The organism is Stenotrophomonas sp. Steno-C15 (genome assembly GCF_056393265.1).
Genome location: NZ_JBWJPF010000018.1, coordinates 37,144 through 51,297 on the forward strand (window position 1 = coordinate 37,144; position 14,154 = coordinate 51,297).

General features: G+C 68.2%; 13 protein-coding genes. 6 read left to right on the forward strand and 7 right to left on the reverse strand.

Annotated elements, in window-relative coordinates; translation table 11 throughout:
* The first annotated feature begins 135 nt into the window (after positions 1 to 135).
* Both AC06FB_RS13760 and AC06FB_RS13765 read left to right on the forward strand, forming a co-directional pair.
* The gene (locus tag AC06FB_RS13760; protein WP_053517750.1) at positions 136 to 528 is read left to right on the forward strand and encodes a c-type cytochrome; all 393 of its coding nucleotides are present in this window, start codon (positions 136 to 138) and stop codon (positions 526 to 528) included.
* 9 nt (positions 529 to 537) lie between these two features.
* Positions 538 to 999, forward strand: coding sequence for a c-type cytochrome (locus tag AC06FB_RS13765; protein ID WP_053517751.1), 462 nt, complete (start codon positions 538 to 540; stop codon positions 997 to 999).
* A gap of 128 nt (positions 1,000 to 1,127) precedes the next feature.
* Here AC06FB_RS13765 and AC06FB_RS13770 read toward each other — a convergent pair whose 3' ends face one another.
* Both AC06FB_RS13770 and AC06FB_RS13775 read right to left on the reverse strand, forming a co-directional pair.
* Complete coding sequence (locus AC06FB_RS13770; RefSeq protein WP_279942551.1) at positions 1,128 to 3,008, reverse strand: ATP-binding cassette domain-containing protein; 1,881 nt, start codon at positions 3,006 to 3,008, stop codon at positions 1,128 to 1,130.
* Between the two features lie 50 nt (positions 3,009 to 3,058).
* Positions 3,059 to 3,934, reverse strand: coding sequence for a LysR family transcriptional regulator (locus AC06FB_RS13775; RefSeq protein WP_065181327.1), 876 nt, complete (start codon positions 3,932 to 3,934; stop codon positions 3,059 to 3,061).
* Positions 3,935 to 4,035: 101 nt separating this feature from the next.
* Here AC06FB_RS13775 and AC06FB_RS13780 point away from each other — a divergent pair, with 101 nt between their 5' ends.
* Both AC06FB_RS13780 and dbpA read left to right on the forward strand, forming a co-directional pair.
* Positions 4,036 to 5,115, forward strand: coding sequence for a YeiH family protein (locus tag AC06FB_RS13780; protein WP_478053782.1), 1,080 nt, complete (start codon positions 4,036 to 4,038; stop codon positions 5,113 to 5,115).
* A 69-nt stretch (positions 5,116 to 5,184) separates the two neighbouring features.
* Complete coding sequence (gene dbpA / locus AC06FB_RS13785) at positions 5,185 to 6,561, forward strand: ATP-dependent RNA helicase DbpA (RefSeq protein ID WP_478053783.1); 1,377 nt, start codon at positions 5,185 to 5,187, stop codon at positions 6,559 to 6,561.
* Between the two features lie 42 nt (positions 6,562 to 6,603).
* Here the strand turns inward: dbpA and AC06FB_RS13790 are convergent, their stop codons facing one another.
* Positions 6,604 to 7,143: an adenine phosphoribosyltransferase gene (locus tag AC06FB_RS13790; protein WP_053517758.1), complete on the reverse strand. Its 540-nt coding sequence runs from the start codon at positions 7,141 to 7,143 to the stop codon at positions 6,604 to 6,606.
* A 296-nt stretch (positions 7,144 to 7,439) separates the two neighbouring features.
* Here AC06FB_RS13790 and AC06FB_RS13795 point away from each other — a divergent pair, with 296 nt between their 5' ends.
* Positions 7,440 to 9,857: a membrane-bound PQQ-dependent dehydrogenase, glucose/quinate/shikimate family gene (locus AC06FB_RS13795; protein ID WP_478053784.1), complete on the forward strand. Its 2,418-nt coding sequence runs from the start codon at positions 7,440 to 7,442 to the stop codon at positions 9,855 to 9,857.
* 101 nt (positions 9,858 to 9,958) lie between these two features.
* Positions 9,959 to 10,816: an IclR family transcriptional regulator domain-containing protein gene (locus AC06FB_RS13800; RefSeq protein ID WP_164152939.1), complete on the forward strand. Its 858-nt coding sequence runs from the start codon at positions 9,959 to 9,961 to the stop codon at positions 10,814 to 10,816.
* 114 nt (positions 10,817 to 10,930) lie between these two features.
* Here the strand turns inward: AC06FB_RS13800 and pcaC are convergent, their stop codons facing one another.
* The 4 genes from pcaC to pcaG form a co-directional block, all read right to left on the reverse strand.
* Entirely contained in the window at positions 10,931 to 11,317 is a 387-nt protein-coding gene (gene pcaC / locus AC06FB_RS13805) for a 4-carboxymuconolactone decarboxylase (RefSeq protein WP_065181323.1), read from the reverse strand.
* Between the two features lie 24 nt (positions 11,318 to 11,341).
* Positions 11,342 to 12,127, reverse strand: coding sequence for a 3-oxoadipate enol-lactonase (gene pcaD, locus AC06FB_RS13810; RefSeq protein WP_478053785.1), 786 nt, complete (start codon positions 12,125 to 12,127; stop codon positions 11,342 to 11,344).
* Positions 12,128 to 12,152: 25 nt separating this feature from the next.
* Entirely contained in the window at positions 12,153 to 13,496 is a 1,344-nt protein-coding gene (locus AC06FB_RS13815) for a 3-carboxy-cis,cis-muconate cycloisomerase (RefSeq protein WP_478053786.1), read from the reverse strand.
* A gap of 90 nt (positions 13,497 to 13,586) precedes the next feature.
* Positions 13,587 to 14,150, reverse strand: coding sequence for a protocatechuate 3,4-dioxygenase subunit alpha (gene pcaG / locus AC06FB_RS13820; protein ID WP_478053787.1), 564 nt, complete (start codon positions 14,148 to 14,150; stop codon positions 13,587 to 13,589).
* Between the last annotated feature and the right edge of the window lie 4 nt (positions 14,151 to 14,154).

Here is a 14,154-nt window from a genome sequence, read left to right on the forward strand (position 1 = left end):
ATCCCAAAGGTCATGGTGTCTTCACGCCGCTGGTCGGCCCACCCCCATTTCAGCTAGATGAAACCTGAGGCTATACTCGGGTCGTTCCGTACCCCACGCCGGAACGACCAGACCCGAATCCCCGGAAACGACATCATGCGCCCGCAGCCGCTCGCCGCTTGTCTCGCTCTGGCCGTCCTCCTGCCCCTCGGGGCCGCCGCACAGCCCGCTCCAGCTACCACAACCGCAGCACCCGCCCCGGCCCCGGCACCCGCCGCTGCTGCCGCCGCCGCGCCCGCTGGCAATTACGACAATGGCCGGGTGCTGGCCTACACCTGCCAGGGGTGTCATGGCATCACCGGTTACAAGAACGCCTACCCGAGTTACCGGGTACCGAAGATCGGTGGCCAGACCCAGCAGTACCTGACCCAGGCCCTGACCGAGTACCGCCAGGGCAAGCGCCGGCATCCGACGATGCAGGCCCAGTCGATGAGTTTCAGCGAACAGGAGATCGCCGATCTCTCTGTTTACCTGTCCACCGTCAAGTAAGGCCCGCCCATGTCGAAAGCCGCGCATCCACTGCGTCATGCCATCGCCCTGTCCGTCGCCCTGCTGCTGGCGGCCTGCTCGCAGTCACAGGTGGAGAACAGCGAGAAATCCGCCGCCGATCCGGGCCATGCCAGCGGCGAGCACGGCTCTTCATCGTCGGCAGGCCTGCCCACCGGCCGTGAGGCTGCCGGTGAAGCCCGGGCCAAGGTGAAGGGCAAGGCCACCAACCAGAGCTGCATCGATTGCCATGGTGCCGACGGCAACGCCCCGATCGATCCGACCTACCCGAAACTGGGTGGGCAGTACGGTGATTACCTCGCGCATGCGCTGCAGGCCTACCGTTCCGGCGACCGCCAGCACGCGTTGATGACGCCGCAGGCGACGGACCTGAGCGATCAGGACATCGCCGACCTGGCGGCGTACTTCGGCAGCCGGCCAAGCCAGCTGCGGGATCTGCACGGGGTCAAATAGGATCAGGGCGCCGTGGCGGCCTTGCATCCCTGGCGCCGGGCCATGCCCGGCGGAACGCCAGAAGCCCGCGCTGTGCGCTCGTGGGGCATGGCCCCGGCTACCCTTGCACCGTCAGCGTCGGTCAACGATCAGCCTTCCAGCTCTTCCCAGCGCGCGTACGCGGCGTCCAGTTCGGCCTGCACCTTGGCCAGCTGCTGCGTGTGTGCCGTCACCTCGGCGCTGCTGCGGGTGTAGAACGAGGGATCATTCATCGCTGAGGTGAGGCCTTCGACGTCACCTTCCAGCTTCTCGATCGTCTTCGGCAGCTGCTCCAGTTCGCGCGCTTCCTTGTAGCTGAGCTTGCGCTTGGCCGCGGCAGGTTCCGCGGCAGCCACAGGCGCAACCGCTGCCGCCGGCCTGGCAGCGGCGGGCACTGCTGCCGCTGCGGTACTGGCCGCGTAGCGCTGCCAGTCGGTATAGCCTCCAACGTACTCGCCGATCACGCCGTCGCCCTCCATCACCAGCGTGGACGTCACCACGTTGTCGATGAAATCACGATCGTGGCTGACCAGCAGCAGCGTGCCGGTGTACTCGCCAAGCAGCTCTTCCAGCAGCTCAAGCGTTTCCACGTCCAGGTCGTTGGTGGGTTCGTCCATCACCAGCAGGTTGGACGGCTGCGCGAACAGCTTGGCCAGCAGCAGGCGGTTGCGCTCCCCACCGGACAGCCGGGTGATCGGCGCGCGCGCGCGCTCGGGCGTGAACATGAAGTCCTGCAGATAGGCATGCACGTGCTTCCGCTTGCCGTTGAACTCGAGGAAATCACGGCCTTCGGCCACGTTCTCGATGGCGCTCCAGTCTTCGCGCAACACGGCACGATACTGGTCGAAATAGGCCACCTGCAGGTTGGTGCCGGCGTTGACCTCGCCCTTCTGCGGCTGCAGTTCACCCAGCAGCAGCTTCAACAGGGTGGTCTTGCCGCTGCCGTTGGGGCCGATCAGGCCGATCCGGTCGCCGCGCAGGATGGTGGTGGTGAAGTCGCGGACCATGGTGCGGTCGCCGAACGCGAACGAAATGTCCTTGACGTCGATGACCTTCTTGCCGGAGCTCACGCCCTGTGCCGCTTCCATCCGGACATTGCCGCTCAGCTCGCGTCGCTGCGACCGTTCGGTGCGCATCGCTTTCAGCCGGCGCACGCGACCTTCATCGCGGGTGCGGCGCGCCTTGATGCCCTGCCGGATCCACACTTCTTCCTGTGCCAGCAGCTTGTCGAAGCGCGCGTTCTCCTGCGCCTGCGCGTTGAGGCGCTCTTCGCGGCGGCGTTCGTAGTTGGCCCAGTCGCCGGGCCAGCTGGTGACCTGGCCGCGATCGATCTCTACGATGCGGGTGGCCAGCGCACGCAGGAAGCGGCGGTCATGGGTGACGAACACCACGCTGCCGCTCCAGCCCTTCAGGAATGCTTCCAGCCAGTCGATGGCTTCGATGTCCAGGTGGTTGGTCGGCTCGTCCAGCAGCAGCAGGTCCGGGCTGGAGACCAGCGCGCGGCCCAACAGGACGCGGCGCTTCATGCCACCGGACAGGCGCGCGAACTCCGCATCGCCATCCAGGTCGAGCTTGGTCAGTGTCTCGGCCACGCGCTGGTCCAGACCCCAGCCATTGGCCGCGTCGATCTTGGCCTGCACCCGGCCGAGTGCATCGCCGTCGAACTCGTCGGCATGGCTGAGGTGGTGGAACTCGGCCAGCCACTGGCCCAGCTCACCCAGGCCATCGGCCACCACGTCGAACACCGAGCCGGCCGCGCCATGCGGCACTTCCTGTTCCAAGCGGGTCACACGGACGCCCTGCTGGACGCGCACTTCGCCATCATCGGGCTTGTGGTCGCCGGACAGGAGCTTGAGCAGGGTGGATTTGCCGGCGCCGTTGCGGCCGATCAGGGCGATGCGTTCACCCGGCTCGATCGACAGTTCGGCTTTTTCCAGCAACAACGGGCCGCCGACGCTGAAGTCGACGTTCTGCAGAGTAATCAGAGGCATCCGGATATTGTACGGGTTGGGGGCCCGGCCGGGCTGCTCCCGGAGATCGATCAGCCCACCTCCCCCAGCAACGCCTGCAGACCCGGCAACCATTGCTTGCCAGGGTGGCGCACCAGCCACAGCGTGCGCTGCAGCGCGGGTAGTGGTGTATCCAGCACACGCAGGCGACCCAGTGCCAGCGGCTCCTCCAATGCGTGACGTGACAGGCAGGCCACGCCGAGGCCGGCGATCGCGGCTTGCTTGATCGCCTCGGTATTGCCCAGCTGCAGGGTCTGCGCGAAGCCGCGCAGATGCGGCAGAAGCGCCTGCTCCACGGCCTCGCGGGTGCCGGACCCGGGTTCGCGCAGCAGCCAGCGCGCCGCGCGCAGATCCTCCAGCGACCAGCGCGCCGCCGCGTCGGCGGCGGCAACGATCACCAGCGGATCCTGCTGCCACGCGGTCACCTGCAAACCCCGCTCGTGGCATGGCCCCTCGATCAGGCCGGCATCCACATCCAGCCGCTGGACGGCGGCGACCACGCCGGCGCTGTTGTCGATGCGCAGATCGACTTCCGCCTGTGGCGCCTGCCGCAACAGGTCGGCGATGCGCGCCGGCAGCAGGTAGTTGCCGATGGTGGTGCTGGCCGCCAGCACCAGCCGCAACGGTGCCCCCTGCGCGGGGTCCCCGCCGGCAGCGAGCTGGCGCTCGAGATCAACGGCATTGACCAGCAGCGCGCGGGCCGGTTCCAGCAGCGCGCGGCCATGGCCGTTCAGCACCAGGCGGCGACCGACGCGGTCGAACAGGGGCGTGCCGAAGTGCGCCTCCAGCTCCTGCAGGGCGGCACTGCTGGCCGACTGCGAGAGCGCGATGGCCTGGCCGGCCGCGGAGGTACTTCCGTGGTCGGCAATGGCGACGAAGACCTGGAGCTGGCGCAGAGTCAGGCGCATGGCCTTTACCTATAAAGCAGGTAGATTCTACTTATATTATTCGTTTTACAGGTCATTGGCGCAGGCGCACGCTTTTCATCGTTCCCCACACCGGTCCCGCCATGAGCACCTCCGCCCCCTCCACCTGGTCCCTGCCCGTTCTGCGGCAGCGCTGGCAGCCGCGCCTGCCCGGGCTGCTGCTGGCGGGCCTGCTCGCTGCGGCATCGCTTCATCTGGCGGACCTGCCATGGCTGCGGGCGCATGGCCTGAGCGCGCTGACCGTGGCGATCGTCGCCGGTATCGCGGTCGGCAATACCCTCTACCCGCGGCTGGCGCCGCGCAGCGCGGCAGGCATCGGCTTCGCCAAGCACTGGCTGCTGCGTGCCGGCATTGTGCTGTATGGCCTGCGCCTGACGTTCCAGGACATCGGCCATGTCGGCATCGCCGGCGTGCTGATGGACGTGCTGGTGGTCGCCAGCACATTTGGCCTGGCCTGTTGGCTGGGCACGCGCGTGTTCAGGATGGAGCGTGAGGCGGCGATGCTGATCGGCGCCGGCAGTGCCATCTGTGGCGCGGCGGCAGTGATGGCGGCCGAGCCGGTGGTGCGTGGTCGTGCGGCACAGGTAACGGTGGCGGTATCGACCGTGGTGGTGTTCGGTACGCTTGCCATGTTCCTGTATCCGGCGCTGTATGCGTTGCTGCAGTCGCACGGCTGGCTGGCGATGGACGCGCGGCAGTACGGCCTGTTCACCGGGGCGACCGTGCACGAAGTGGCGCAGGTGGTGGCTGCCGGCCGTGCCGTGGGTGAGGCGGCTGCCGATACCGCCGTCATCACCAAGATGGTCCGGGTGATGCTGCTTGCGCCCTTCCTGGTCGTGCTGTCGCTCTGGCTGGCACGCGGCAGCAGGGCAACGCCCGAGGGCAGCAAGGCCCGCATCGTTGTGCCGTGGTTCGCGTTCGGTTTCGTCGCCGTGGCCGGCATGAACTCGCTGCAGCTGCTGCCCGCCGGACTTCACGCAGCGCTGGTGCAGCTGGACACGGTGCTGCTGGCGATGGCGATGGCGGCGCTGGGCGTGACCACCCATGTCTCCGCGCTGCGCCAGGCGGGCCTGAAGCCGCTGCTGCTGGCGCTGCTCCTGTTCGCCTGGCTGCTGTTCGGTGGCCTGGCGATCCACCAGGGCGTGCTGGCGATGCTGCACTGAGCGCAGGTCTGCCGATACGGCCGCTGCCCCGGGAGACGGTGACGGCCGCGCGCGCAGGTACAATGCGCCATGACTGATTTCTCGACCCTGCCGCTGAGCCCGGCCCTGCAGCCCGGCCTGGATGCCCTCGGCTACACCACCCTGACCCCTGTGCAGGCCCAGAGCCTGCCCGCCATCCTCGATGGCCGCGACGTGATCGCGCAGGCTCCGACCGGCAGCGGCAAGACCGCTGCGTTCGGCCTGGGGCTGCTGCAGGCGATCGATCCGAGCCTGATCCGCGTACAGGCGCTGGTGCTGTGCCCGACCCGCGAACTGGCCGACCAGGTCGGCAAGCAGATCCGCAAGCTGGCCACCGGCATCCCCAACCTGAAGCTGCTGCTGCTGGTCGGCGGCGTACCGCTGGGACCGCAGCTCGCCTCGCTGGAAGGCCACGACCCGCACGTGGTGGTCGGCACCCCTGGCCGCGTGCAGGAGCTGGCACGCAAGCGCGCGCTGAATCTTGGCGCGGTGCGCACGCTGGTGCTGGACGAAGCCGATCGCATGCTCGACATGGGCTTTGAAGATCCCATCCGCGAGATCGCCGGACGCACCCACAAGGACCGGCAGAGCCTGCTGTTCTCGGCCACCTTCCCCGACAGCATCCGTGCCATTGCCCGTGACCTGCTGCGCGATGCCGTTGAAGTCACCGTGGAAGGCGCTGACCAGGCGCCGGCCATCCGCCACCTGTTCTGCGAGGTCGAGCCGGCCCATCGGCAGAAGGCGCTGGCCGGCCTGCTGCTCAAGTACACGCCCGAATCGGCGGTGGTGTTCTGCAATACCCGCAAGGACGTGGATGAGGTCGCCCATTCGCTGCAGCAGTTCGGCTTCTCGGCGCTGGCCCTGCACGGTGACATGGAGCAGCGTGACCGTGAGGAAGTGCTGCTGCTCCTGGCCAACCGCAGCTGCAACGTGCTGGTCGCCAGCGACGTCGCCGCGCGCGGTCTGGACGTGGAAGAGCTGGCGGCGGTGATCAACTACGAGCTGCCGACCGATGTCGAAAGCTACCAGCACCGCGTTGGACGTACCGGCCGTGCCGGCGCCAGCGGCCTGGCCATCAGCCTGGTGGCGGGCCGCGAAAAGACCCGCGCCGAAGCGATCGAAGCACAGATGGGGCACGCGCTGGACTGGCAGAAAACGCCGCTGGCGACGTCACGTCCCGCCGAGTTGCCGCAGGCAGCGATGCGCACCCTGCGCATCGACGGTGGCAAGACAGACAAGCTTCGCCCGGGCGACATCCTCGGCGCCTTGACCGGCGACGCAGGACTGTCGGGCAAGTTCATCGGCAAGATCGCGATCTTCCCGACCCGCTCCTACGTGGCGATTGCGCGCGAGCAGGCCAGCAAGGCCCTGGCGAAACTGGAGGCCGGCAAGATCAAGGGCCGCCGCTTCCGCGTACGGATGATGTAAGGCCCAGCGACAGGTAGCGCCGGGCCATGCCCGGCGACAGTCTCAGAACACCAGCTCGGTGTGCAGCGGCAGGTCCGCCTGCCAACGGGCGCGGCCACCCAGGCCATCCAGCTCGACCAGGACGCCAGCACCGACCACGTCCACGCCCAGCCGGCGCACCAGCGACAATGCGGCCACCAGCGTGCCGCCGGTCGCCAGCACGTCATCGATGATCGCCACGCGCGCGCCGGCCGCCAGCGCATCGGCATGCACTTCGATGCAGTCGCTGCGGTACTCCAGTGTGTATTCCTCGCGCAGCACCTGGCCGGGCAGCTTGCCCGGCTTGCGCACCGGCACGAAGCCGACGCCCAGTTCCAGTGCCATCGCGGCGCCCAGGATGAAACCGCGCGATTCGATACCCACCACCGCGTCCAGTTTCTGGTCGCGCCAGCGGTCGGCCATCGCGCGGATGGCATCACGGAAGTCCTCGCCGTGCGCGAGCAGCGGCATGATGTCCTTGAACAGGATGCCGGGCTTGGGGAAATCGGCGATGTCGCGCAGGCGCGAGGCCCACGCGGGGACGGCCACGGTGGCGTCGGTCATTGCAGCTACCAGCTTGTATGGCGGCATAGGGTAACCGGTTCGTCCGTACGCTGCCCGTTCCCGGCATCTTCGCGCCGCTGCGTTCCATCAATGGCGACACAGCATCACGCCAAAATCGCACACGCGTGCGATAATCGCCGTGATCGGTCATTCACCCGCCTTGCGTCATAAGCAGATCGACGCCTGCACGCCGTCACGGCCCGCAGCCGCCCTGGATGCCGTCGGCCCCCGCCACGCCTGGCGCGCGCGGGGCTTCCCCGCCTTCGCGCGGGTTCCTGCAATGAGGTTCATGCAACGTGGACGAGACGACGAAGGTTCCGGCCGTGTGCCGTGTGCTGGTGATCCTGCTCGGCATCCTGGTGACGCTGTTCGGCCTGGCTCTGCTGGTCGGCGGCGTACGCCTGGTGCAGCTGGGGGGCAGCTGGTACTTCCTGCTGATGGGTGTGGCGTCTGCCGTGGCCGGCGTGCTGCTGGTGATGCGCAGGCCGAACGGTGCGCTGCTGTACGGCCTGGCGTTCGTGGCTACGCTGCCGTGGGCGCTGGTGGATGCCGGCTGGAATTTCTGGCCGCTGGTTTCGCGCCTGGTGATGCCAGCCGTGCTCGCCCTGCTGGTCGCCTTGGCCTGGCCGGTGCTGCGCCGCAGCCGCGGCCAGGTGGCCGGTCGCGGCGCCTATGGCGTGGCTGCAGTGCTGCTGGTGGGTCTGCTGGGTACTGCATTCGCAGCGTTCCAGCCGCGTCCCGTGCAGGCGGCGCAGGGCACCACACCCCCCGTAGTGCCCGTGGCCAAGGGCGCTGAGCAGCGCGACTGGATGCACTGGGGCAATACCACCGCCGGTACCCGCTTTGCCGCACTGGACCAGATCACCCCGGCCAATGTGAAAGAGCTGCAGGTGGCCTGGACCGCGCGTACCGGCGATGTACCGGAAAGCAACGGCTTCGGCGCCGAAGACCAGAACACCCCGCTGCAGATCGGCGACACCCTGTACCTGTGCACCCCGCACAACCAGGTGATCGCCGTTGATGCCGATTCGGGCAAGCAGCGCTGGGCCTTCGATCCCAAGGCCACCGCACCGAACTGGCAGCGTTGCCGGGGCCTGGGCTATTTCGATGCGACTACCGCACCGGCCGCCGCGACGACGGCTACACCGGCACCAGTGCCGGCCACTGACGTGGCGAGCACCGGCCCGGCGCTGTGCGGGAAGCGCATCCTGATGACCTCCATCGACGCCCGCCTGTTCGCGCTGGATGCGAACACCGGTGCCCTTTGCCCGGACTTTGGCAGCAACGGGGTGGTCGACCTGAAGGTCGGCATGGGCGAGATCAAGCCCGGTTTCTACACCCTCACCGCCGCGCCGCTGGTGGCGGGCGAGCTGATCGTGGTCGGCGGTCGGGTGGCCGACAACATCGAAGTGGGTGAACCGTCCGGCGTGGTGCGTGCGTACAACGTGCGCACCGGTGCGCTGGTCTGGATCTGGGATCTTTCAAAGGAGACCCCGGACGTGCCGCTGGATCCGTCGATCCACTACACCCGTGCGACGCCGAATGTGTGGACGTCGATGGCCTACGACCCGCAACTGGGCCTGGTCTACCTGCCCACCGGCAACACCACGCCGGATCAGTGGGCCGGCGAACGCACGCCGCAGGACGACAAGTACAGCTCTGCCGTGGTCGCGCTCGACGTCGCCACCGGCAAGGAACGCTGGGTGTACCAGACCGTACACCACGATCTGTGGGACTACGATCTGCCCGCACAGCCGACCCTGATCGATGTACCCGACGGCAAGGGCGGCACATTGCCGGCGCTGCTGCAGGTCACCAAGGCCGGGCAGATCTTCATGCTCAACCGGCAGACCGGCGTGCCGATCAGCGAAGTGCGCGACATTCCGGCGCCGCAGGGCAACGCCGAGGGCGAGCGCTACGCCGCCACCCAGCCGCTGTCGGTGGGCCTGCCGCAGATCGGCGCGGAAACGCTGACCGAGTCGGACATGTGGGGAGCCACCCCGATCGACCAGATGCTGTGCCGCATCCAGTTCAAGCAGTTCCGCTACGACGGCATGTACACGCCGCCGGGCGAAGACCTGGCGCTGCAATGGCCGGGTTCGCTGGGCGGCATGAACTGGGGCAGCGCCTCGGTCGACCCGACCACGGGCTATCTGTTCGTCAATGACATGCGCCTGGGCCTGTGGACCAAGCTGATTCCGCGCGCGCAGATGAGCAGCGGCGACGGCGGCGTAGAAATGGGCGCGGCCTCGCAGACCGGCACGCCCTATGGTTCGCTGCGCGACCGCTTCCTGTCCAAGCTTGGCATTCCCTGCCAGAAGCCCCCGTTCGGCACGATGTCGGCGATCAACCTGGCGACCCGCAAACTGGTCTGGCAGGTACCGGTGGGCACGGTGAAGGACACCGGTCCGATGGGCATCAAGATGGGCCTGTCGATCCCGATCGGCATGCCGACCCTGGGCGGTTCGCTGGCCACCCAGTCAGGCCTGCTGTTCTTCGCGGGCACGCAGGATTACTACCTGCGTGCCTACGACAGCCGTACCGGCGATGAGCTGTGGAAAGCACGCATGCCGGTGGGTAGCCAGGGCACGCCGATGACCTATGTCTCGCCAAAGACCGGCCGTCAGTACGTGGTGATCTCCGCCGGTGGCGCCCGCCAGTCGCCGGACCGCGGCGATTACGTGATTGCCTACGCGCTGCCCGAGCGCAGGTGAACCCTGCCCCGTAGCGTCGCCTGCCGGGCGGCGCTACCCGGGTACCGGTTGCTGGTGCGAGCGCTTACCATGCAAGGTCGAACCCGATGAAAGCTGCTGCCATGCCTGCCGCCGTTCCTCCCAGCCGTCGCCCCAAGCGCGCTCCTGCCCCGCCGCAGGACCGTGGCCTGGCCCATGAGCTGATGCAGCAGATCCAGGACAACCAGGGCGATCCGGACTTCATGACATCGCTCGGTCGCGGCCTGGCCGTGCTGAGCGTGTTCTCGCAGCACCCGCGCGAAGTGACCATGTCACAGATCAGCACCGATACCGGCATCTCGCGTGCCGCGGTGCGGCGCGTGCTGTATACGCTGGAAAAGCTGGGCTATGTCGGCGAACAGGGCCGTGGCTACGTGCTGCTGCCGCGCGTGCTGGGCATGGGCGGTGCCTATGTGGCGTCGTCGTCGATGACCGCCGCAGCGCAGCCGGTGCTCGATGCCCTGCGCGACGACGTGCATGAATCCTGCTCGCTGGGCGTGCTGGACGGCGACGACATCCTGTACGTGGCACGTGCGGAAACCGTACGCATCATGTCGATTGGACTGCGCGCGGGCAGCCGTCTGCCTGCCTACTGCACATCGATGGGCCGCGTGTTGCTCGCGGCGTTGCCGCGCGACACGCTGGAAGGCTATCTGGAACGCAATCCGCTGCGGCCGCGCACCGAGCGCACCATCACCCGCATGGATGATTTCCTGGACACGCTGGAGAAGGTGCGCCGCGAAGGTGTGTCCCTGGTCGACCAGGAACTGGAGATCGGCCTGCGCTCGATCGCAGTGCCTGTGCGTTCGCGCAGCGGTGACGTGATTGGTGCGTTGAACATCGGCACCCAGGCGGGCCGTATAGGTCTGGGCGTGATGCAGACCCAGCTGCTGCCGCGCCTGCGTGAAGCGGCGCAGCGATTGGGCACGTTGTTGAATTGAGGCACGCCGACGGGCATGGCCCGGCGTCATCGTCGGCCGCTGCGCTCGCCGGGCATGGCCCGGCGCTACCACAACGCGGCCCGGTAGCGCCGGCCCCCCCCGGCGGAACCGGCATCAGCCCTCGGCGGCCTGCTCTTCCAGAATCGGCTTAGCCAGCGCGAAGGCGTGGTTGGCCGCAGGCACGCCACAGTAGATCGCAGCCTGCAGCAGCACTTCCTTGATCTGCTCCGGCGTGACGCCGTTGTTGCGGGCGGCACGGATGTGCAGCTTGAACTCCTCGTCGTGGCCCAGCGCCACCATCATCACGATGGTCAGCAGCGAGCGCGTATGCCGCGGCAGCCCCTCACGCGTCCACACCGTGCCCCACGCTGTGCGGGTGATGAAGTCCTGGAATTCGGTGGTGAAATCGGTGCGCGCCTGCAGCGAGCGTTCAACGTGTGCCTCGCCCAGCACCTGGCGGCGCACCGCAAGGCCGGCTTCGTAGCGTTCCTGTTCGTCCATCGTGGTCTACCTGTTATGCGGGGGTCAGTACTGCGCGGAAAGATGCGCAGCCAGTGCGGAAGTGAATGCCTGCGGCGACTCCAGGTTGCACATGTGGCGGCCCGGGACAGCGGCGTAGTGGCCATGGGCCACGCCCTCGGCGATTGCCTGCAGATCGGTCGGCACGCACACCGGATCATCATCACCGGCAATGGCCAGCAGCGGCACGCCGATGCGGCCCAGCACATCGCGGAAGTCGGCCGTTGCCACAGCGTTGCAGCAGCCGACGTAACCGTCGACGCGGGTCGCCAGGAATACCTGCAGGATCTCTTCCACCTGGCTGGCATGGGTCTGTGCGAAGGCAGCGGTGAACCAGCGTTCGCGGGTGCCATCCACGAGGGGCAACAAGCCATCGTGCTGGACCTGGGCCATACGCGCCTGCCAGCTCTCCAGCGTGCCGATCTTCGCCGCGGTGGCGGCCACGGTGAGCGTGCGCAGCCGGTTGCCCGCATGCACGCCCAGCCACTGCCCGGTCAGACCACCGATCGAAAGACCGCAGAAATGGCTGCGCTCGACGCCCACGTGATCCCACAGGGCCAGCACGTCGGCGCCCAGTTCGGCCACGGTGTACAAGCCCGGCGGAGCGCTGGACTGGCCGTGGCCCCGACGGTCATAACGCAGGATTCGATACTGCGAGGCCAGCGCATCCACCTGCGGCTGCCACATGCCCAGGTCGGTACCGAGCGAATTGCAGAACGTCAGCCATGGCGCGTCGGCACGGCCCTCGGTCTGGTAATGCAGGCGGTGCTGCGGAAGGTCGAGGAAGGGCATGCGTGCTCCAGCGGTGAACGTGGGATCAGCCGCGCGCGAGCACGCGGTCGATCCAGGTATCGGCCATGCCGCGCCAGCTGTCGGCAGCGAACAGGGCATCCAGTTGTGCAGCGGAAAGCTGCGCGGTGACCTCCGGCGTCTGCGCCAGCACGTCGCGAAGATGCTGCGATTGCGCCAGCGCCTGCTTCGCGGCCTGCTCCACCAGGGCGTGCGCGGCCGACTTGCCGATACGCTCGCCCAGGGTGACCGCCACGGCCTCGGCATAGAGCAGGCCGCCATGGCTGTCCAGATGCTGGCGCATGCGTGCGCGATCCAGTTGCAGGCCCTGCACCACCATCTCCACCTGGGCCAGGCTGCCCGCACACAGGCGGACGATCTCCGGCACGGTCTCCCATTCGGCATGCCACTGCCCGGCCGCGCGCTCGTGCGGCTGCGGCATGGCGCTGAACAACGTGGACAGCAGGCCCGGCACGCGCGTGGCGGCGGCGATGGCCGCCGCGCAGCCCACCGGATTGCGCTTGTGCGGCATCGCCGAGGAGCCCCCCTTGCCCTCCCCGGCCGGCTCGAAGGCCTCCGCCACCTCGGACTGCATCAGCAGCACGATATCGCTGGCGATCTTGCCTAGGCTGCCGGTCAGCAGCGCGAACACGCTGCCCAGTTCGGCGATACGATCACGTGCGGTGTGCCAGGGCAGCGCCGGCAGCGGCAACTGCAACTCGGCAGCCAGGGCCTCGGCCACGTCCAACCCGCGCGTCTGCAGCGAGGCCAGCGTGCCCGCGGCGCCACCGAACTGCAGCACCAGAGTGTCTTCGGCCAGCGCATCCAGGCGCCGCTGGCTGCGCTGCAGGGCATCAAGCCAACCGGCGGCCTTCAACCCGAAGGTTACCGGCACGGCCTGCTGCAGCAGCGTGCGTCCCGGCAGACCGGTGCCGCGCTCGGCCTCGGCCAGCCGCGCCAACGCCGTGCACAGCGCCTGCAGTCGCGCCTGCACGTGACCGACCGCCGTGCGCAGCTGCAATACGGCGCCGGTGTCGATGATGTCCTGGCTGGTGGCACCCCAGTGCACCCAGCGCGCGGCTTCGGCATCATTCGCCTTGACCTGCGCAGTGAGCGCCTTGACCAATGGAATGGCCGGGTTGCCAGCCAGCGCGGTGGCGGCCGACAGCGCCGGCAGCGCATACAGGTCGGCGCGGCAGGCCGCTTCGATCGGGGCCAGTGCAGAGGCGGGAATCACCCCGCACCGCACCTGCGCGCGTGCCAGCGCGCGCTCGACGTCCAGCATCGCCTGCAGGCGCGCTTGATCACTGAACACGGCGTCGACGGCAGAATCGCCGAACAGACCGCCCAGCAGCGTTGGGGAGAGGCTCATCGGTGCAGTCCATCCTGGGTGGCCACAGCTTACCCGCGCGCGCTGCGTGCGGGCGTGGAGTGACCGGAAGGCGCGTCGCGCGCGCCGCGATCAGTAGGCGAAGAAGACCGTCTCATCCGGGCCCTGCATGTGCACGTCCCACCGGTACAGACCCTTGCCCTGCGCCTGCGCAACCAGCGTGTAACGGCGCTCGGGCGGCACCAGCGCGAGGATGCCGTCCTCGCCATTGCTGGCCTCGTCGCTGAAGTAGATGCGGCCACGCACGGCCTGCAGCAGGCCACGCATGAACACCAGCACGATCAGGTGCGGTGCCTGCGGCTCGCCACGCAGGCCCGGCACGCGGCCCGGCTTGACGGTGCTGAAGGCAAACCGCCCCTGCTCATCGGTCGGCACGCGGCCCCAGCCATCGAAGGCCGGGTCGCGGTCGTCACGGCGCGGGTCTTCGCCGTGGGCATAGATGCCCTGTGCGTCGGCCTGCCAGATCTCCAGCACGGCATCGGACACCGGCACGCCATTGCCATCGAACACCTGGCCCTGCACGTGCACGCGTTCGCCCTGCGCGGTGGCCGGGGCGATGTCGGTGCGGTACAGCGGTTCCAGGCCCAGGCGGTAGTACGGGCCGACGGTCTGCCACGGAGTGGATTGGAAACTCATGGTC